The sequence below is a fragment of the Streptomyces sp. NPDC102451 genome (assembly GCF_044765485.1).
Taxonomy (GTDB): domain Bacteria; phylum Actinomycetota; class Actinomycetes; order Streptomycetales; family Streptomycetaceae; genus Streptomyces.
In genome coordinates this window covers 19,558-39,155 of sequence record NZ_JBIWKD010000017.1, presented here as the reverse complement: position 1 = coordinate 39,155, position 19,598 = coordinate 19,558, and the positions used below count along the sequence as shown (strand labels likewise).

Here is a 19,598-nt window from a genome sequence, read left to right as displayed (position 1 = left end):
CCCCTTCACACGGAGTGTCCGGTTGCGGCCGGATCGTTATGCTCAATTTCCGCTCAGATGTAATGACGCTGGTAGCACTGCGTCACTAGGGTCCTTGCCTAACCGAGGAGGACGGAGCAAGAAGCCGATGAGCGGAGTTTCAGTGACCAAGGCCGCCGAGGATGCCGCACCTGCGGGAGACGACCTTGTCGTACTGAGCAACGTCAACAAGCACTTCGGCGCGCTGCATGTGCTCCAGGACATCGATCTGACCATCGCCCGTGGCGAGGTCGTCGTAGTCATCGGGCCCTCCGGGTCCGGGAAGTCCACGCTGTGCCGCACGATCAACCGCTTGGAGACGGTCGACTCGGGTGCGATCGCGATCGACGGCAAGCCCCTGCCCCAGGAGGGCAAGGAGCTGGCGAGGCTGCGTGCCGATGTCGGCATGGTCTTCCAGTCGTTCAATCTCTTCGCACACAAGACGGTGCTCGAGAACGTGATGCTGGGCCAGGTCAAGGTCCGCGGAACGGACAAGAAGGCCGCCGAGGAGAAGGCCCGGAACCTGCTCGACCGCGTGGGGGTCGGCGTGCAGGCGGACAAGTACCCGGCGCAGCTCTCGGGCGGTCAGCAGCAGCGCGTCGCGATCGCTCGTGCGCTGGCGATGGACCCCAAGGTCATGCTCTTCGACGAGCCCACGTCGGCTCTCGACCCGGAGATGATCAACGAGGTGCTCGAGGTCATGCAGCAGCTGGCCCGGGAGGGGATGACCATGGTCGTCGTCACCCACGAGATGGGCTTCGCCCGCTCGGCCGCCAACCGCGTGGTCTTCATGGCGGACGGGAAGATCGTCGAAGAGGCGACTCCTGACCAGTTCTTCAGCAATCCGCGCAGCGACCGGGCCAAGGACTTCCTGTCGAAGATTCTTCACCACTGATACCGACGACCTACGACACGAGGATTGTTCACATGAAGCTCCGTAAGTCGGCCGCCGTTGCGGCCATCGCCGTGCTCGCCCTGACCGCGACCGCCTGTGGCGGCAAGGAGGGCTCCGCCGGCGACAAGCCGTCGGGCGTCAAGCCCGGTTCGTCCGAGGCTCCCGAGCTGCCGAAGTACACCGTGGCGACCGGTGTCGACCTGGACTCGCCGGCCTTCAAGGAGGCGAAGAAGCGCGGCAAGCTGGTCATCGGTGCCAAGGCCGACCAGCCGTACCTCGGCTTCGAGGACCAGTCGACGAAGGAGCGCTCCGGCTTCGACGTCGAGATCGCCCGGATGATCGCGGCCGACCTCGGTTTCTCGGAGAAGCAGATCGAGTGGAAGACGGTCGACTCCGGCATCCGTGAGACGGCCATCTCCAAGGGCCAGGTCGACTACTTCGTCGGCACCTACACGATCAACGACGAGCGCAAGAAGCAGGTCGGCTTCGCGGGCCCGTACTACAAGGCCGGCGCGGACCTGCTGGTGCGCAAGGACGAGACCTCCATCACCGGCAAGGAGTCGGTGAAGGACAAGAAGGTCTGCTCGATCGTGGGTTCCACCCCGCTCCAGGAGATCAAGAAGCCCGAGTACGGCGCGAAGGTCGTCGAGCTGGCCAAGTACTCGGACTGCGTGCAGCAGCTCCTGACCAAGCAGGTCGACGCCGTCACCACCGACGACTCGATCCTCAAGGGGTACGCCGCCGCCAACTCCGGCAAGCTCAAGGTCGTCGGCAAGCCGTTCACCGACGAGCCGTACGGCGTCGGCATGAACAAGGACGACAAGGTGCTCCGCGAGGCGATCAACAAGTCGCTGGAGACCCACGTCCAGGACGGCACGTACAAGAAGATCTACGAGGCGACCCTGGGCCTGTCCGGTTCGGACTACACCGAGCCGCCGGCCATCGAGCGCTACTGACGCAGCCCCGTCGCTGACGTCCTGTCACTGACGCCACACACGTGAGTGAGGCGTCCCGTACGCCGCCGAGACCGATCACGGCGGCGTACGGGGCGCCGCTTCCCCTGCCCTGATGCCGCTGACCGCCGACGCGGAGACCCCATGAACGTATTGCTCGACAACTTCCCGGAATACCGCGACGGCTTCATAGGCACCGTGTCGATCACCGCCATCAGCTCGGTCATCGCTCTGGTCCTGGGTGTCGCGATAGCCGGCTTCCGTGTGTCGCCCGTGCCCCCGCTGCGCTTCTTCGGCACCGCCTGGGTGACCCTGCTGCGCAACACCCCGCTGACGCTGCTCTTCCTGATCTTCTTCTTCGTGGTGCCGGAGATCCTCTTCCCGGGCATGAGCCCGTTCCTGCTCGGCTCGCTGGCACTCGGCTTCTACACCTCCTCCTTCGTGTGCGAGGCGGTCCGCTCGGGCATCAACACCGTCCCCCTGGGGCAGGCCGAGGCCGCTCGCTCCATCGGTATGACGTTCGCCCAGACGCTGCGGATCGTGGTTCTCCCGCAGGCCACCAGGTCGGTCATCCCGCCGCTGAGCAGCATCTTCATCGCGCTCACCAAGAACTCGGCGATCGCCGGCGCCTTCAGCGTCACCGAACTCTTCGGGTGGCAGAAGCTCATGAGTGACCGGGGCTACGAGATCATGCCCGTCTTCATCTGGGTGGCCCTCGGCTACCTGGTCGTCACGTTCGCCATCAGCGGTCTCTTCCGTCTGCTGGAGCGCCGTATGGAGGTCGCCCGATGAGTGCCAGCGTTCTCTACGACGCCCCGGGTCCCAAGGCGGCCGTCCGCAACCGGATCTACGCCGTGGCCGGAAGCCTCGCCATCCTGGCCCTGATCGCGATCAGCCTGGTGCGGCTGTCCGACAAGGGGCACCTCGCCCCCGAGATGTGGGACATCTTCAACTACGCGGGCATCCGGCAGAACATCGCCGACGCCGTGCTCGCCACGCTCAAGGCCTTCGGCCTTGCCGCGGTCGGTTCGCTGATCCTCGGCGTCCTGCTCGCCGTCGGCCGGCTCTCCGACCACAAGCCGGTCCGCTGGACCGCCACCACGTTCATCGAACTCTTCCGTTCGATCCCGCTGCTGATCACCATCTACGCCATCTGGGTCGGCTTCCTCACCGACTACTCGATGTGGGCCCTGGCGCTCGGACTGTCCGTCTACAACGGCTGTGTCCAGGCCGAGGTGCTGCGCGCGGGCATCAACTCCGTGCCCAAGGGCCAGAGCGAGGCCGCCTATGCCCTCGGGATGAGCAAGACCCAGGTCATGGTCAGCGTGCTGATTCCGCAGGCTGTCCGCGCGATGCTGCCGACGATCATCAGCCAGTTGGTGGTGACCCTCAAGGACACCTCGCTCGGCTTCATCATCCTGTACCCGGAGCTGCTCCAGACCGCGCGTCTGATCGCCTCGAACACGCAGGTCAACAGCCAGTACCCGTACGTCTCGACGATCGCGGTCATCGGCACGATCTATGTGGCGATGTGTCTGCTGCTGTCGGCGCTGGCCACCTGGATCGAGAAGCGCGGCCGCCGGGCGAAGACCGGTATCGCGATCGCCGCGGCCGCCGAGACCCCCGGGATCCTTCCCGTCGGCAGCCTCGCGGCGCCCCGCGCCGAGGACGGTCCGGCAGACGGGCCCGGCGCGAACGACGGGATCAGCAAGACGGACTGACGGGCCGTACGTCCGGTCCTCCCGCGACGGGAGACGGGCCGACCCCTCCTCCCCTTCATGACAGCCCCGCCGGTGCAGCACCGGCGGGGCTGTCCGGGTTCACGGAGGCGCGCTCGGCGCAGCTCCGGGTCTCGGCCGCAGGCACTCTCCCCGTGCGCGCCCCGCACTTCGGGCGCTGCTCTCCTCGAACGCCCTTGGGGCGCGGGAGCTGCATGGGTTGCGTGAGGTGGCGACGCGGGCGTCCCGTCCCGCTGTCGCTTGACGCAGGCACCGGCAGTGGGTTGCATTCGTTCTGTGATCGCGTCCCGAACCACCGCCGCCGCATCCTCCTCGTCCCCTCCGGCGTCCACGACCTCGACGGCCACTCCCACCGGCGCCGGAGGGTTCACACCGTGGACCCGGTGATCGTCGTCGGCGCCGGCCCGGTCGGGCTGGCGCTGTCGCTCGCCCTCGCGGCTCAGGGTGTCCCCTGCGTCCTTCTCGACGAAGGGCCGGGGAAGGACGAACCGCGCCCCGCCCGCACCGTCGTGCTGCGTGAGGACACCGCGGACCTGGTGGAACGGCTCGGCTGCCCGGCGCTCCACGACGAAGGGCTGCGGTGGGCCGGCTGGCGGTCGGTGCGGCGTAAGCAACTGGTGCGGGCCGTACCGCTGGGCGAGGGGGAGGGCACGGTTCCGCTGCCCTCCCCCGTCCATCTGCCGCAGCACGCGCTCACCGGCGGACTGCGCGCCGCGGTCGCCGCGCACGACCTGGTCACCATGGTGCCGTTCAGCAGGATCGACACTTTGGAGCAGGACGCGCACGGAGTCACGGTGCACACCCGGGAGCCCGGATCGACCTGGTGGCGCGGGAGTTACCTGGTGGGCTGCGACGGCGCGCGGTCCACCGTACGCAAGCTCCTCGACATCAGGTTCCCGGGCCGAACTGCGGTCGAGCGGCACGCTGTCGCAGCACTGCGCGCCCAACTGCCCTGGCCGGGCGAGGCGGTGCTGCACCGTGCTCCGCCCTGGCGCACCGGCGGTGCCGAGGTCACCGCCCGGCCGCTGCCCGACGGTGTCTGGCGGCTGGACTGGCTGCTTCCGCCGCGCGGCGAACTCGTCACCCCCGACGCCCTGATCACCAGGATCCGAGACACGCTGGAGGGCTGGTGCGGTGAGACGCCGGCCTACGAGCTACTGGACACGGGCGTGTACACCCTGCACCACCGGCTGGCCAGGCGCTGGCGGTCCAAGCGTGCCTTCCTCGCCGGGGACGCCGCACATCTGCTGGGCGCACTCGGCACCCAGGGCCTGGACGAAGGGCTTCGGGACGCCGAGAACCTCGCCTGGAAGCTGGCACAGGCCTGGCACCAGAGCGCCTCCGAGCTGCTGCTCGACAGCTACCAGGCCGAGCGCAGGGCCGCCGTCGCCTCGCGGCTGCGCGCCGCCGACCAGTCCCTGCCGATACTGCGGGGCGGGGCCGGCCTGCGGACGCTCGTGCCGGGAGCGGCGCGCGGGCACGACACGTTGCTGGCCGACGGCCATCTGGGCTGTGGGCCCCTGGGCGCGCCCCCCTCGTACACGCACTCCCCCCTTTCACCTCAACGCACCGAGGCCCACGCGTCGGTGGGGACGGCCCCCGGCGCTCCGGTGACCGATGTGCGGGTGACCGCGCCCGACGGGAAGACGGTGCGGCTGCGCGACCGGCTGGGCCTGGGGCACCTGCTGGTGATCCTGGTCGCACCGGGCACGGGGGTGTGGGACAGGCGCCACTGGCTGACCGCGGGTGTCATGCCCCGGCTCGTCGAAGCAGTGGGCGCCCTCCCCGTCGACGCCGAGCTGCTGGTGACCGAGAGCTACCCCGGGGCGACGGCCCACACGGTGTTGCTGGTCAGGCCGGACGGACATCTCGTCACGGCCTTCAGCGGGGTGCGGCCGGCCGAGCTGTTCGCGGCGGCAGACACGGCGCGCGGGGGTGGCGCGGACACGGCGCACGGTGACCAGGCACGCACCACCACGAGCTCCGACCGGACCGCGGACGTCAATTGACCCTCGCAGGCGCACATGGTGTACTCCAGATCATGACCGACACCGATGTGCGCCTGTGGCGGAGGGTCCATATGGACCTCGTCCGCTATGCGGGCTGCGTGTGTCGCCCGTCCTGCTGATTCGCCTCTCCCCGCACGCCGTGCTGTTCGCCGCGCGGCCGTGCTTCCACGCGAACTTCTCAGGACGGTCCCTGTGTCTGCATCCTTCCCCACCCTTCCCACGCCCGCGTCCGCCGTCGGGACGGGCCCGTCGGCCCCGACCGTCGCGGAACTGCTCGACTTCGTCCGCCGGACCGCGGAGGACGCCGAGCTCGTCGCCTCGCTCCCGCTCGATCCCGAGGGGCGTACCTGGCTCAGGCTCGAGGGCCCCGGCGGCAGCGAGGCCTGGCTGATCAGCTGGCCGCCCGGCACCGGCACGGGCTGGCACGACCACGCCGAATCGACGGGGGCATTCACCGTGGCAGCGGGCGCCCTGAGGGAACACTCGCTGGCCGCGCGGCTGCCCACCGCGGGCTGGACGACCCTCGAACTGAGCGAGGGCATCGACCGTGACCGGCACCTGGCGACCGGCCAGGGCAGGGCCTTCGGGCGGCACCACGTCCACGAGGTGCTCAATGAATCCGGCCACGAGCACGCCATCTCGGTGCACGCGTACTACCCGCCCCTGCCGCAGATCCGCCGCTACAGCCGCACGGGAGCGGTGCTGCGCCTGGAGCAGACCGAGCGCCCGGAGGACTGGCAGTGAGCGACGGGGGCCGGGACCGTCAGGATGAAGGCCCTCGGGATGAGGGCCGTCAGGAGCCGGTCGGCATCGACGCACTGCTCGACCGGGTACGGGCCGGCTACGAGCGGGTCGGGCCCGAGGAGGCCGCGGCCGCGGCCTCCGACGGTGCACTGCTGGTCGACATCCGTTACGCCGCGCTGCGCGAGAAGGACGGCCTGATCCCCGGCGCTCTGGTCGTGGAGCGCAACGAGCTGGAGTGGCGGCTCGATCCGCAGGGGAGCCACCGGGCCCCGCAGGCGGTGAGCCACGATCTGAGGGTCGTGGTGATCTGCAACGAGGGCTACGCCTCAAGTCTCGCCGTCGCCTCCCTGCGTCAGCTGGGACTCCACCGGGCCACGGATCTGGCCGGCGGCTTCCAGGCATGGCGCGCGGCCGGGCTCCCGGTCGCTCTCTGACCGCGAGCACCGGCTCCCCGGTCTCCTCGCCGACGGCCCCGTGACCGGCCCGGTGAACGAACGACCCATGGGCCCCATGACCGGTCCGGCGGCCGGAGCGCCATTCGGTCCTGTCACCGGTCATCCGGCCGCTGACAGGACCGAATGGTGCTCCGGCCCACCCGAACGCTGCTCTCCGGTGGAGCAATCACCGCGCGCGACGGACATTCACCTCATCACTGAGGACCGGAATGTACGGAGATGTCGCGCCGATGGAAACCGTTCAGCTCACCCCGGACCAGCTCGACGCACAGGCCTCCCGGCTCCATGACACCGACGCGTGGCAGCACATCGTCACGGGCTGGGAGCAGACCGCCCGGGAGCCCGCACCCCCGGCGTCCGTACCGGACCGCGAGACGCCGACCGCGACCGCGACCCCGCACCCGCACCCGCACCCGCACCCGCACCCGCACCCGGCCGACTGGCGGGGTCTGCTGTCCGTTCCCGTCGACCGGCTCGTCGAGGACTCCCTGCGGGCCTTGCCCCCGCGGCAGCCACGCGAGCGCCCGCTTCCCGGGCGCCTCGGTGCCCTGCTGCCCGAGCGTCTGCACGCCTGGCGTCGCATCGGGCAGCCCGATGTGCGCCCGTCCATCCATCTGGGCTACGCACGGCAGATCCTGACCGAGTGGGGCTGGCAGAACACCCCGCACCGCCTGCGCAACGCCCGTGGCGCGCGTTGCCTCTGCGGGGCGATGCTGGCCGCCCACCGCCTCGGCTACGGATCGCTCGGCACCGTCGACCGTGCCGGTGCCTGGGTCATCACCGAACTGCGCTCGCAGGGCTGGTCCGGTCTGATCGGCCCCTGGAACAGGCACCCGGGCCGCACCGCCGCCGACGCCCTGGCTCTGATCGACGCCACTATCCTCCGGGCGTCCCTGGCAGGGCACTGACTCGCCCGCCGCTCCTGCTCGGCCTGATGGGGGCGGCGGAGCAGACGGGCAGCCAAGCACACGGACCACCCGGGCAGACGCCGCCTGCGGAGGAGCATGGCCCGGCCTGCGCCCGCCCACCCCAGCAGCGGCACGGTCGGTCCACGTCACCCCGGCCCCTGCCCGGGGCGGCACCGCCGACCGAGGCCCGCACCTGCCCACTCCGGACGCAGGTCCTCGGCGGTGGCCCCCTCCGCCACCGCCGCAGACCCGCTCACGTGACCTACGGGCTCGTCCCCCGCGTCCCCCGCTCCCGGCTCCCCGTTCCGCCGAGCACCACGACCACCCCCGCACCCGCCCGGCCCAGCGTTCCCCCGCTTTCCCGGGTTCGTTTCTCCCCGGTTCGTTTCTCCCCCGGTTCGTTTCTTCCCCCGTTCGCCGGTCAGAAGGGCTCGTCCAGCCCTTCCGTGTCCTCCCCCTCCGCCTCGATCGCCTGACGCACCACGCGCAAGGCCATCCCCTCGCCGTACCCCTTACGCGCGAGCATGCCCGCCAGTCGGCGCAGACGCTTGTCGCGGTCCAGCCCCCGGGTGGAGCGGAGCTTTCGTGCGACGAGCTCCCTGGCGGTCTCCTCCTCCTGTTCGGGGTCGAGCTGCCCGACCGCCTCGTCGATCACCGTCGGGTCCACCCCCTTGGTGCGCAGCTCCCTCACGAGGGCACGTCGGGCCAGGCCTCGGCCGTGGTGCCGGGACTCGACCCAGGCGTCCGCGAACGCCGCGTCGTCGATCAGCCCCACGTCCTCGAACCGCGAGAGCACTTCCTCCGCCGCCTCGTCGGGGATCTCCCGCTTGCGCAGCGCGTCAGCCAGCTGCTTACGGGTGCGCGGAGTCCCGGTCAGCAGCCTGAGACAGATGTTGCGCGCCTGCTCGACCGGGTCTCGCGGTTCCCCCTTCTCGGCCCTCGACGAGGAAGGGGAACCGCTGCTTCTGGAACGGGAGCGGGAACGACGGCCCGCTCCCTCGCCGAACCCGGCCCCCCGGCCGGGCTCCGGGGGACGCCCGGACGGTTCTGCGGCGTACTCGGTGCCAGGACCCTCACCGACGTCGGTGCCCGGCCACTCCGTGCGACGCGTCACGGCCTAGCTCTTGGCCGCTGCGGCCTTGGCGGGCTTGGCCTTGGTCGCGGGAGCCGGTACCGACTTGGCCGCCCCGTCGGCCGGAGCACCCGCGGTGGCCGCTGCATCGGCCGCGGGCTCCGCCGTGGCATCCTCCGGACGGACACCGACCCCGAGCTTGTCGAGGATCTTCTTCTCGATCTCGTTGGCCAGGTCCGGGTTGTCCTTGAGGAAGTTGCGGGAGTTCTCCTTGCCCTGGCCGAGCTGGTCGCCCTCGTACGTGTACCAGGCGCCGGCCTTGCGGACGAAGCCGTGCTCCACGCCCATGTCGATCAGACCGCCCTCACGGCTGATGCCCTGGCCGTAGAGGATGTCGAACTCGGCCTGCTTGAACGGCGGCGCCACCTTGTTCTTGACGACCTTGACGCGGGTGCGGTTGCCCACCGCGTCGGTGCCGTCCTTCAGCGTCTCGATCCGGCGGATGTCCAGACGCACCGACGCGTAGAACTTCAGCGCCCGGCCACCGGTCGTGGTCTCCGGCGAGCCGAACATCACGCCGATCTTCTCGCGCAGCTGGTTGATGAAGATCGCCGTGGTCTTGGACTGGTTGAGCGCGCTGGTGATCTTCCGGAGCGCCTGGCTCATCAGACGCGCCTGCAGACCCACGTGCGAGTCACCCATCTCGCCCTCGATCTCCGCACGGGGCACCAGGGCCGCGACGGAGTCGATGACGATCAGGTCGAGCGCGCCGGAGCGGACCAGCATGTCCACGATCTCCAGCGCCTGCTCGCCGTTGTCCGGCTGCGAGAGGATGAGGCTGTCGATGTCGACGCCGAGCTTCTTCGCGTACTCCGGGTCCAGGGCGTGCTCCGCGTCGATGAACGCCACCGAGCCGCCGAGCTTCTGCGCGTTCGCCACGGCGTGCAGCGTCAGCGTCGTCTTACCGGAGGACTCCGGTCCGTACACCTCCACCACACGGCCGCGCGGCAGCCCGCCGACGCCGAGCGCCACGTCGAGCGCGGTGGACCCGGTGGGGATCACCTCGATCGGCTCGTTCGGCCGCTCGCCGAGGCGCATCACCGCACCCTTGCCGAATTGCCGTTCAATCTGTGCGAGTGCGGCGTCCAGCGCCTTCTCGCGGTCAGTTCCTGCCATGGGTTCCACCCGATTTGCTTGAGTCGATCGCTTCACGTGACAGACGCTAACCCCTGCCACTGACAATGGGCCTCGACGTCCTCCCGGCCTGTGGACAACTCCACGGTCGGGCCCGGAAAAACCCGGCCGGAATCCCATGAGAATGGATGTTCGATTTTAGTGTCAAGCGCACCACGCCGGGCCGACACGGCCGAGAGTAGCGCCTTATAGCATCCGACATCGAGCAAGTCAATGAAGCGTGACGTGTCTCATGTCGTCACGAGTCGCCGTCGGCCCGGTCTGCATCGTCCCCGCCACCCCTCACGGCGCGGCGGAGCCTCGACACCACCGGCTCTCCACGGCGCCAGCGGTGGCCGCCGTGCACCCTCGGGTCGTCCGTCACGTCGTAGCGCTTCACGTAGGCGCCCAGGAACGCCTGGAGAGTCGCGACCGCCGGAATGGCGATCAGGGCCCCGACGGCACCCATCAGCGCGGTGCCCGCGACCACCGAGCCGAAGGCCACCGCGGGATGGATGTCGACGGTCTTCGACGTGAGCTTCGGCTGCAGCACGTAGTTCTCGAACTGCTGGTAGACCACGACGAAACCGAGGACCCACAGCGCGTACCAGGGGTTGACCGTGAAGGCGATCAGCATCGGCAGCGCGCCCGCCAGGTATGTACCGATCGTGGGGATGAACTGCGAGACGAGGCCGACCCAGACCGCCAGCGCCGGCGCGTAGGGGACACCGAGGGCCACCAGCAGGACGTAGTGCGCCACTCCGGAGATCAGCGCCATCAGCCCGCGCGAGTAGATGTAGCCACCGGTCTTGTCGACCGCGATCTCCCAGGCGCGCAGCACCTCTGCCTGCCGGGCGGGCGGCAGTACGGAGCACAGCGCACGCCGCAGCCGGGGCCCGTCGGCAGCGAAGTAGAACGAGAACAGGAAGATCATCAGCAGCCGGAACAGTCCGCCGAGCACGGTGGTGGAGACGTCGAGCACGCCCGTCGCACTGTTCTGCACGTACCTCTGGAGCCAGTCGGAATGCAGCAGGCTGTCCTGCACCTCGACGCGGGAGAGCTCCGTGTGGAAGGTCTGGTTGACCCAGTTGATCACCGAGTCGAGGTACTTGGGGAACTCCTCGACCATGTCGACGATCTGGCCGGCGAGCATTGAACCGAGCAGGACGACGAAGCCGACCCCGGCGATCAGCACGGCGAGGAAGACCAGGAAGGTGGCGAGCCCCCGGCGCAGCCCGTGTCCGGCCATGCGGCTGACGGCTGGCTCGATGGCCAGCGCCAGGAAGAAGGCGATCAGGATGTTGGTCAGCAGCCCGATGAGCTGGTAGAAGGCCCAGCTGCCCAGGTGGAAGCACCCGTAGAGCGCCAGGGCCATGACCATCGCGCGTGGCAGCCAGGCAGGCATGCGGACAGGGCCGGTACCCGGCGGCGGATTCGGTGGTGCGGCCGGCGGGACGGGCGGCAGGCCGGGCGGCTGGGTCTGGGCGGTCTCGTCTGTCGGTGCCACGGGACAAGTCTCGCTCACCGCGGTGACAGCCGGCCGCCCGGCCCGGCAGCGGATGGGCGGGGGACGCACGTCGAGCGGCTGCGCGCCGGGCGGACCGCGTGGTTCAGCGCTTGTCCGGAGGCACGCCGACCGCCGAGCAGACCCCGCGCCAGACGTCCTTGGCCTCCCAGCCCGCCGCCAGGGCCTCGTGCACCGTCCGGCCGCCGAGCTCCGCCATGACGTGATCGCGCGCGAAGGAGTCGGCGTACGTCTCGCCGAAGTGGTCCGCCATCCGTTCCCAGAAAATCGTCAACCGCATGCCCTCAGTATCCCGCTCCTGAGAGTGCAGCCGGGCCGGGAGCACCCTGCCGGAGGCACTTTCCCCTCTACGGTCGGTCCATGGCTGGAACCGGAGCAAATCCCCTCGCCCGCGCCGAGCAGTTCGTCTGGCTCACCGCACGCGTCCTCGAACAGCGGCGGTTCGCCCATCTCTTCCTGGAAGGGGACGCGGACATCGTCGAAACCGCGCTCGCCGCCTATCGGAACGAGGACGGTGGCTACGGTCACGCGCTCGAACCCGATCTCCGCGGGCCGGTGAGTCAACCACTGCACACCGCTCACGCACTGAGCGTCCTCGACTCGATCGGTCGCTGCGGTGGTCTGCGCGTGGAGCGGATCTGCCGCTATCTGACGGACGTGTCGACCAAGGAGGGCGCGCTGCCCGCACTCCACCCCTCCCAGCGCGGCTACCCCGCGGCGCCCTTCATCCCCGTCGTCGACGACCCGCCCGCCGAGCTGCTGGCGACGGGCCCGGTCGTCGGGCTGCTGCACCGCAACCAGGTCTGGCACGCCTGGCTGTTCCGGGCCACCGACTTCTGCTGGGCCGCCGTCGACGCCCTGGAGCAGTCCCATCCGTACGAGATCGAGGCGGCCGTCGCCTTCCTGGACGGCGTCCCCGACCGTGCGCGTGCCGAGTCGGCCGCCGACCGCCTGGGGCAACTGGTGCGTGAGCAGCGGCTGGTGGTGCTCGATCCCGTGCACCGCGCGGAGTACCCGGTGGCTCCTGGTTACGCCCCCGGGGAACACCACTTCCCTTACGACTACGCCCGCACACCCGGGTCGCTCGCCCGCCGCTGGTTCAGCGACGGCGAACTGGAGAGGTCCCTGGACCACCTGGCGGCCGAACAGGAGGAGGACGGCGGCTGGCCGGTCAACTGGCGCCAGTGGGCACCGGGGACGGCCCTGGAGGGCCGTCCCATCGTGACGCTCAAGGCGCTCCAGACCCTCCGGGCGTACGGCCGTGGGCCGCGCTGAGCCGTCCCGCCTCAGAGCAGGGCGCGCGCGACCGCGGTGACCGCCACTGCGACGCCGACGACGACGAGGAAGGGAGCCCGCAGGACGAGGGCGAGCGCCGCCGCGGCGAGCCCCGCCGCCCTGGCGTCCAGCACCAGCTGCTGTCCGTCGGCGAAGGTCTGCTGGGCGGTGAGGGCCGCGAGCAGCGCCACCGGCATCAGCGCCGCCAGTCGTTGCACCAGGGGACGCTCCAGGACCCCGGCGGGGACGAGGAGCCCCAGGAGCTTCGCGAGGTAGCAGCCTACGGCGGTGAGCCCGATGGCGATCCAGATGTTCATCGGCCCTCCCCGGGCTGCGCGCCTTCGGTGGCGGTGTCGTCCGTGGCGCTCTTGTCCCGGCCCTTCAGGAAGAGGACGAGCGGAGCCGCCAGCGCGGACACGAGGACGGGCGCGCCCGCCGGCAGCAGCGGCAGGAGGCCCAGTGCCAGCAGGATCGCGAGTCCCGCTGCGACGCGTTCCGTGGTGCTCTTCAGCATCGGCGCGAGCAGGGCGAGGAACACGGCCGGGCCGGCCGCGTCCAGCCCCCAGGCGTCGGTGTCGCCGAGCGCCTCGGCCCCGAGCGCGCCGACCAGCGTGGTCAGGTTCCAGAGGACGTAGAGGGTGAGCCCGGTGACGGTGAAGCCGATACGAGCGGCACGCCTGGCGGGCTGGGCCAGGGTGACGGCGGTCGTCTCGTCGATGACCCAGTGGGCGGCGAGGGGGCGCAGGAAGCGCGGTACGGCGAGCAGCTGCGACAGACGCAGTCCGTAGAAGGCGTTGCGGATACCCAGGAAGAACGCTCCGGCCGCTGCGGTGTAGGGGTTGCCGCCCGCCGCGAGGGCGCCCACGAGAGCGAACTGGGAGGCGCCGGTGAAGACGAGGAGACTCAACGCGCAGGTCTGGAGGAGGGTCAGTCCGGATCCTGCCGAGGTCACGCCGAAGGCGAATCCGGAGAGACCCACGGCTATGCCCACGCCGAGTGCGTCCCGGACGACGGCGCCGTCCGGCTTCTCCATGCCCGCGCCCTGCGCACGGGGTGCGCGGGTGTTCTGAGGGGATGCTGTCTGTTCTGCCACGTCCGGAACGCTACGGGGAGACATCGCTGCCGGTCTTGTACGTTCTTGCACGCTCGCGCTGATAGGCGCCCGGGGGCACCCCGACGATCCGGGTGAAGTGACGGTTGAGATGGGGCTGGTCGGTGAAGCCGACTGCGGCGGCGGCCTCGGCGGGTGCGGTCCCCGCGTCGAGCATCCGTCGCGCACGGCGCACCCGGGCGTCGGTGAGCCAGGTGTGCGGGGGCATCCCGTACTGCTTCTTGAAGGCCCGCAGCAGCGCGAACGGACTGCTGCCCAGCTCGGCGGCGAGCGCTTCCAGGGTGGGCGGGCGCTCCATCCGCTCCTCCAGTGCGTTCCGGGCCCGGGCCGCGTCACGGGCACCGGCGAATCGTGCGGCCTTGGCGGGAAGCACGCTGCCGTGGCGGTCGAGCAGCCGGGCGACCAGGACCCGCAGGACGCTGTCGGCGGCCAGGGCGTTGCCCTCCTCGGCCGCCCGGTGGACCTCGGTGATCAGCCGGGCCGCATACGGATCCCGCACGCCGCTCTCGGCGAAGCCGACCGTGCCGCGCAGGCTCGTCAGGTCGGCCGCGATGTCGTTGATCACCTGGGCGGACGGGTAGAGCGTGGCGTACACCCATCCTTCGGGCACCCCGGCGCGGGCGGTGTGCGGCACCTCCGGGTTGATCATGACCACGGTGCCGGGTTCGGCGTGCAGGGTGCCGTCGGGAAGGCCGACGTCCTCGACACCGCTGGTGATCGTGGCGAAGACATAGCCCTCGTGGCTGTGGCGCGGAAAGGTGTGGCGAACGTACCGGGCGCGCAGCAGATCGAGGTCGGGCAGCTCCGCGTACTGCCAGTGCCTCGCCCATTCCCGTGTCGTGTCCGCCTCCGCCATGTTCGTCATTCTCGCAGGTCCGGGCAGGTGACGGAGTCCGGGAAAGTGCGCGGCGGGCAGGCGGCCGGGAGTCCGGGAAGGTGCGCGGCAGGCACGTCCACCGGCCGTTGTCAGTGGCGGGGTGCACGATGGGGGTCATGGCCGGTTCCGCACTCGATTCGTTCTCACCCGCGACCCGCAGCTGGTTCGCGGCGGCCTTCGACGCGCCCACCGCGGCGCAGGAGGGTGCCTGGCGGGCCATCGGCGAGGGTTCGGACGTGCTGGTCGTCGCGCCGACCGGATCGGGCAAGACGCTGGCCGCCTTCCTCGCCTCCCTGGACCGGCTGGCGGCCGTTCCGCCCCCCGCCGAGACGAAGAAGCGCTGCCGCGTGCTGTACGTGTCACCGATGAAGGCGCTCGCCGTGGACGTGGAGCGAAATCTGCGCTCACCACTGACCGGGATCCGTCAGGAGTCGGTGCGACTCGGCCTGCCGGAGCCGGAGGTGCGGGTGGGGATCCGCTCCGGCGACACCCCTCCGGCCGAGCGCCGCTCGATGGCGACGAAGCCCCCGGACATCCTGATCACCACCCCTGAATCCCTGTTCCTGATGCTCACCTCATCCACCCGGGACGCGCTCGCCGGGGTCGAGACGGTGATCATCGACGAGGTGCATGCAGTCGCGGGCACCAAGCGCGGTGCGCACCTGGCCGTGTCCCTGGAGCGGCTGGACGAGCTGCTGCCGCGGCCCGCCCGGCGCATCGGGCTGTCGGCGACGGTCCGCCCGGTCGACGAGGTCGCGCGGTTCCTCTCACCGCAGCGGAAGGTGGAGATCGTCCAGCCCCCGTCCACGAAGGAGTTCGACCTCTCCGTCGTGGTGCCGGTGGAGGATCTCGGCGAGCTGGGCGGCTCCCCCGCCACGGGCGACGAGGGCGGCCAGGCGGAGAAGCCGTCGATCTGGCCCCATGTCGAGGAGCGGATCGCCGATCTCGTGCAGTCGCACCGCTCCACGATCGTCTTCGCCAATTCCCGGCGGCTGGCGGAGCGCCTGTGCAACCGGCTGAACGAGATCGCCTACGAGCGGGCGACCGGCTCCGCGTTCGAGGAGGAGCCGGGAGCGGGCCGGCCGCTGCCCGAGACCCACTCCCCCGCCGAGATCATGGCCCAGTCCGGGGCCGCGAAAGGGGCGCCGCCCGTCCTCGCCCGTGCGCACCACGGCTCGGTCTCCAAGGAGCAGCGCTCCCAGGTCGAGGAGGACCTCAAGGCGGGAAGGCTGCCCGCCGTGGTCGCCACCTCCAGCCTGGAGCTGGGGATCGACATGGGCGCGGTCGACCTGGTGATCCAGGTCGAGTCGCCGCCGTCCGTGGCCTCCGGGCTGCAGCGGGTGGGGCGCGCCGGCCACCAGGTCGGCGCCGTGTCGACCGGGGTGGTCTTCCCCAAGTACCGCGGTGACCTGGTGCAGGCGGCCGTCGTGACCGAGCGGATGCGCGAGGGTGCCATCGAGGCCCTGCGGATCCCGTCCAACCCGCTGGACGTGCTCGCCCAGCAGATCGTCGCCACGGTCGCGCTCGACAGCTGGCAGGCCGACGACCTGCTCGCCCTCGCCCGCCGTGCGGCCCCCTTCGCCTCACTCCCCGAGTCGGCGTTCACCGCCGTGCTCGACATGCTCGCCGGGCGCTATCCGTCCGACGCCTTCGCGGAGCTGCGGCCCCGTGTCGTGTGGGACCGCGTCACCGGTGCGGTCACGGGCCGGCCCGGCGCCCAGCGGCTCGCCGTCACCTCGGGCGGCACCATTCCCGACCGCGGGCTCTTCGGCGTCTTCCTGGCGGGCGCCGATCCGAAGAAGGGCGGCGGACGCGTCGGTGAGCTGGACGAGGAGATGGTCTACGAGTCGCGGGTGGGGGACGTCTTCACCCTGGGCACCACGTCCTGGCGGATCGAGGACATCACCAGGGACAGGGTCCTGGTCTCGCCCGCCCCAGGGGTCCCGGGCCGGCTGCCGTTCTGGAAGGGCGACCAGCTGGGCCGTCCGCTGGAGCTCGGCCGCGCGCTGGGGGCGTTCCTCCGGGAGATCGGCGGGCTGTCAGCTGAGGACGCCCGGCTCCGGCTGCTCGCCGCCGGGCTGGACGCCTGGGCCGCGGACAACATCCTGTCCTACCTCGACGAGCAGCGCCGCGCCTGCGGCCACGTCCCCGACGACCGGACCGTCCTGGTCGAGAGGTTCCGGGACGAGCTGGGCGACTGGCGGATCGTGGTGCACTCGCCGTTCGGCGCCCAGGTGCACGCCCCGTGGGCACTCGCCCTGTCCGCCCGGCTCGGCGAGCGGTACGGCATGGACGCACAGGTCATGCACGCGGACGACGGCATCGTACTCCGACTGCCCGACGCCGACCTGATGGGGCTCGACCTCCTCGACTTCGACCCGGTCCAGGCGAATGCGGGCGGAGACGCGGGAGGCGGCGCCGGTGGTCCGGGGTTCCCCGCCGCCGGATACGACAGTGACCAGCCCCCCGTCGGCGCCACCGACGTGGTGTTCGACAAGGGCGAGATCGGCCAGGTCGTCACCGAACAGGTCGGCGGATCCGCCCTGTTCGCCTCCCGGTTCCGCGAATGCGCCGCGCGCGCCCTGCTGTTGCCCCGGCGCAGTCCGGGAAAGCGCACCCCCTTGTGGCAGCAGCGCCAGCGCGCCTCCCAGCTGCTCCAGGTGGCCTCCGAGTTCGGCTCGTTCCCGATCGTCCTCGAAGCCGTCCGCGAATGCCTTCAGGACGTCTTCGACGTCCCCGGGCTCACCGAGCTGATGGGCGATCTGGAGGCGCGCCGCATCCGCCTGGTCGAGGTGACGACGCCCGAGCCGTCCCCGTTCGCACGCTCCCTCCTCTTCGGCTATGTCGCGCAGTTCCTGTACGAGGGCGACTCGCCCCTCGCCGAGCGGCGGGCCGCGGCGCTCTCGCTCGACTCCCATCTCCTGGCCGAGCTGCTCGGCCAGGCGGAGCTGCGGGAGCTGCTCGACGCCGACGTACTCGGCGAACTGGAGCGGGAGCTCCAGTGGCTGACCGACGACAGGAAGATCAAGGACGCCGAGGGCGTCGCCGATCTCCTGCGCGTGCTCGGCCCCCTCACCGATGCCGAACTGGCGGAGCGTGGCGCGGAGCCCTCTTGGGCCCCGGAGCTGGAGACCTCCCGGCGCGCCATCCAGGTCCGCATCGGCGGAGCGGCTCACTGGGCGGCCGTCGAGGACGCGGGCCGGCTGCGCGACGCACTCGGCACCGCGCTTCCGGTGGGCGTCCCCGAGGCGTTCACCGAGCCGGTCAAGGACCCGCTCGGTGACCTGCTCGCCCGGTTCGCCCGTACGCACGGCCCGTTCACCACCACGCAGGCCGCGAGCCGGTTCGGCCTCGGCACCGCCGTCACGGACGGCGCACTGCAGCGGCTCGGCGCGTCGGGCCGCGTCGTCCAGGGCGAATTCCATCCCGCCGGCATCGGCCAGGAGTGGTGCGACGCCACGGTCCTGCGGCGGCTGCGCCGCCGTTCGCTCGCCGCGCTCCGCCAGGAGCTGGAGCCTGTTCCGCCCGCCGCGCTGGCCGGTTTCCTCCCCCAGTGGCAGCACCTCGGCGACAACAGCCTGCGGGGCATCGACGGACTGGCCCGCGCCATCGAGCAGTTGCAGGGCGCCCCGGTCCCCGCGTCCGCCCTGGAGAAGCTGATCCTGCCGAGCCGGGTCACGGGGTACACCCCGGCGATGCTCGACGAACTCACCACCACCGGCGAGGTCGTCTGGGCCTGCGCCGGCGCCCTCCCCGGAAAGGACGGCTGGCTCTCCGTCTACCTGGCCGACAGTGCTCCGCTGCTGCTCCCTCCGCCCCTCCCCCTGGAGGAGACCGCGTTGCACGAGTCGGTGCTCACCGTGCTCTCCGGCGGATTCGGGGTCTTCTTCCGGCAGATCGCCGATCAGGTCCGGGCCACCACCCACCCCGACTGCACCGATCCCCAGCTGGCCGACGCGCTCTGGGACCTGGTCTGGTCCGGCCGTCTCACCAACGACACGCTCGCCCCCCTGCGTTCGCTCCTCGGTTCGGGGCGGACGGCCGGCTCCACGGCACACCGCGCGAGACGCAATGTGCCGCGCGGCCGTTACGGGTCATTGACCGCGGCCGCCCGTCCCGCATCCCGCACCGGCCCACCGACCGTGTCCGGACGCTGGTCGCTGCTGCCACCGGCAGAGCCCGAGCCGACCCATCGCGCGCACGCCCTGGCCCGGACGCTGCTCGACCGCCACGGCGTGGTGACCCGCGGTGCGGTGCAGGCCGAGGGCGTCGAGGGCGGGTTCTCGGCGGTCTACCGCGTCCTCGCCGCGTTCGAGGACAGCGGCCAGGCCCGCCGCGGGTATGTCGTCGAGGGGCTGGGGGCAGCCCAGTTCGCCATGGACGGTGCCGTGGACCGGCTCAGGGCGGCCTCCACCGCACGTGACCGTGCGGATCCCGGTTCGGCCCCCCGCGCGCTGGTCCTCGCGGCGGCCGACCCCGCCAACGCGTACGGTGCGGCCCTGCCCTGGCCCGAGTCGCCGGACGGCGCGGGACACAAGCCGGGCCGCAAGGCGGGCGCGCTGGTGGTCCTCGTGGACGGCGAGCTCACGCTCTACATGGAGCGCGGCGGCAAGTCCCTCCTCGCATGGCCCACCGACCCCGCCGACCGGGCGCTCCACACCGCGGCGGAGGCACTCGCGAAGGCCGCCCGCGCGGGGACGCTGGGCACGGTCACGGTGGAGCGCACCAACGGCGCCTCCTCCCTCACCTCACCGCTCGGCCGCACTCTGGAGGCCGCAGGCTTCCTCGCCACGCCTCGAGGTCTGCGCCTGCGCGCCTGAGGACGGCTTGAGGCCCGGCCGGGG

The 19,598-nt window shown here is 71.1% G+C and carries 18 protein-coding genes; 11 read left to right on the top strand and 7 right to left on the bottom strand.

The window, feature by feature from the left end; translation table 11 throughout:
- The first annotated feature begins 127 nt into the window (after positions 1-127).
- The 9 genes from ACIRD8_RS29625 (at position 128) to ACIRD8_RS29585 (ending at position 7,721) form a co-directional block, all read left to right on the top strand.
- Positions 128-913, top strand: a complete 786-nt coding sequence (locus ACIRD8_RS29625; RefSeq protein WP_099176455.1) for an amino acid ABC transporter ATP-binding protein — start codon at positions 128-130, stop codon at positions 911-913.
- Positions 914-945: 32 nt separating this feature from the next.
- Positions 946-1,869: a glutamate ABC transporter substrate-binding protein gene (locus ACIRD8_RS29620; RefSeq protein ID WP_403998130.1), complete on the top strand. Its 924-nt coding sequence runs from the start codon at positions 946-948 to the stop codon at positions 1,867-1,869.
- 141 nt (positions 1,870-2,010) lie between these two features.
- A complete protein-coding gene (locus ACIRD8_RS29615) occupies positions 2,011-2,658 on the top strand; it encodes an amino acid ABC transporter permease (protein ID WP_403998127.1) in 648 nt (215 codons plus the stop codon).
- Positions 2,655-3,587, top strand: a complete 933-nt coding sequence (locus ACIRD8_RS29610; protein ID WP_403998125.1) for an amino acid ABC transporter permease — start codon at positions 2,655-2,657, stop codon at positions 3,585-3,587. Before ACIRD8_RS29615 ends, ACIRD8_RS29610 begins: the two co-directional genes overlap by 4 nt.
- 392 nt (positions 3,588-3,979) lie before the next feature.
- Positions 3,980-5,614 carry an FAD-dependent monooxygenase gene (locus tag ACIRD8_RS29605; RefSeq protein ID WP_403998122.1) on the top strand — a complete coding sequence of 545 codons (1,635 nt, stop codon included), beginning with the start codon at positions 3,980-3,982 and terminating at the stop codon, positions 5,612-5,614.
- 32 nt (positions 5,615-5,646) lie between these two features.
- Complete coding sequence (locus ACIRD8_RS29600; RefSeq protein ID WP_311605579.1) at positions 5,647-5,733, top strand: putative leader peptide; 87 nt, start codon at positions 5,647-5,649, stop codon at positions 5,731-5,733.
- Positions 5,734-5,806: 73 nt separating this feature from the next.
- Entirely contained in the window at positions 5,807-6,358 is a 552-nt protein-coding gene (locus ACIRD8_RS29595; RefSeq protein ID WP_403998119.1) for a cysteine dioxygenase, read from the top strand.
- Positions 6,355-6,792 carry a rhodanese-like domain-containing protein gene (locus tag ACIRD8_RS29590; RefSeq protein WP_403998116.1) on the top strand — a complete coding sequence of 146 codons (438 nt, stop codon included), beginning with the start codon at positions 6,355-6,357 and terminating at the stop codon, positions 6,790-6,792. The genes ACIRD8_RS29595 and ACIRD8_RS29590 overlap by 4 nt, the downstream gene beginning before the upstream one ends.
- Before the next feature lie 251 nt (positions 6,793-7,043).
- On the top strand, positions 7,044-7,721 hold the full coding sequence (locus tag ACIRD8_RS29585) for a hypothetical protein (protein ID WP_403998112.1): 678 nt from the start codon (positions 7,044-7,046) through the stop codon (positions 7,719-7,721).
- 421 nt (positions 7,722-8,142) lie between these two features.
- On the opposite strand, the gene recX is transcribed toward ACIRD8_RS29585, so the two are convergent.
- From recX to ACIRD8_RS29565, 4 genes are all read right to left on the bottom strand, one after another.
- Entirely contained in the window at positions 8,143-8,835 is a 693-nt protein-coding gene (gene recX / locus ACIRD8_RS29580; protein WP_403998109.1) for a recombination regulator RecX, read from the bottom strand.
- A 3-nt stretch (positions 8,836-8,838) separates the two neighbouring features.
- The gene (recA, locus tag ACIRD8_RS29575; protein ID WP_403998106.1) at positions 8,839-9,969 is read right to left on the bottom strand and encodes a recombinase RecA; all 1,131 of its coding nucleotides are present in this window, start codon (positions 9,967-9,969) and stop codon (positions 8,839-8,841) included.
- A 256-nt stretch (positions 9,970-10,225) separates the two neighbouring features.
- The gene (locus ACIRD8_RS29570) at positions 10,226-11,371 is read right to left on the bottom strand and encodes an AI-2E family transporter (RefSeq protein ID WP_403998415.1); all 1,146 of its coding nucleotides are present in this window, start codon (positions 11,369-11,371) and stop codon (positions 10,226-10,228) included.
- Positions 11,372-11,576: 205 nt separating this feature from the next.
- Positions 11,577-11,771 (bottom strand): DUF3046 domain-containing protein, encoded by a 195-nt coding sequence (locus ACIRD8_RS29565; RefSeq protein WP_099176446.1) that lies wholly within the window; start codon positions 11,769-11,771, stop codon positions 11,577-11,579.
- Positions 11,772-11,851: 80 nt separating this feature from the next.
- On the opposite strand from ACIRD8_RS29565, the gene ACIRD8_RS29560 reads away from it, so the two are divergent.
- Entirely contained in the window at positions 11,852-12,766 is a 915-nt protein-coding gene (locus ACIRD8_RS29560) for a hypothetical protein (RefSeq protein WP_403998103.1), read from the top strand.
- Between the two features lie 11 nt (positions 12,767-12,777).
- On the opposite strand, the gene ACIRD8_RS29555 is transcribed toward ACIRD8_RS29560, so the two are convergent.
- Genes ACIRD8_RS29555 through ACIRD8_RS29545 form a run of 3 tightly spaced genes read right to left on the bottom strand, consistent with a single transcriptional unit; the run spans position 12,778 to position 14,733 of the window.
- The gene (locus ACIRD8_RS29555) at positions 12,778-13,083 is read right to left on the bottom strand and encodes an AzlD domain-containing protein (RefSeq protein ID WP_382983499.1); all 306 of its coding nucleotides are present in this window, start codon (positions 13,081-13,083) and stop codon (positions 12,778-12,780) included.
- A complete protein-coding gene (locus tag ACIRD8_RS29550) occupies positions 13,080-13,859 on the bottom strand; it encodes an AzlC family ABC transporter permease (RefSeq protein ID WP_403998100.1) in 780 nt (259 codons plus the stop codon). Before ACIRD8_RS29550 ends, ACIRD8_RS29555 begins: the two co-directional genes overlap by 4 nt.
- 10 nt (positions 13,860-13,869) lie before the next feature.
- Positions 13,870-14,733 carry an AraC family transcriptional regulator gene (locus ACIRD8_RS29545; RefSeq protein WP_403998097.1) on the bottom strand — a complete coding sequence of 288 codons (864 nt, stop codon included), beginning with the start codon at positions 14,731-14,733 and terminating at the stop codon, positions 13,870-13,872.
- 137 nt (positions 14,734-14,870) lie between these two features.
- On the opposite strand from ACIRD8_RS29545, the gene ACIRD8_RS29540 reads away from it, so the two are divergent.
- The gene (locus ACIRD8_RS29540; protein ID WP_403998095.1) at positions 14,871-19,574 is read left to right on the top strand and encodes a DEAD/DEAH box helicase; all 4,704 of its coding nucleotides are present in this window, start codon (positions 14,871-14,873) and stop codon (positions 19,572-19,574) included.
- Positions 19,575-19,598: the final 24 nt, after the last annotated feature.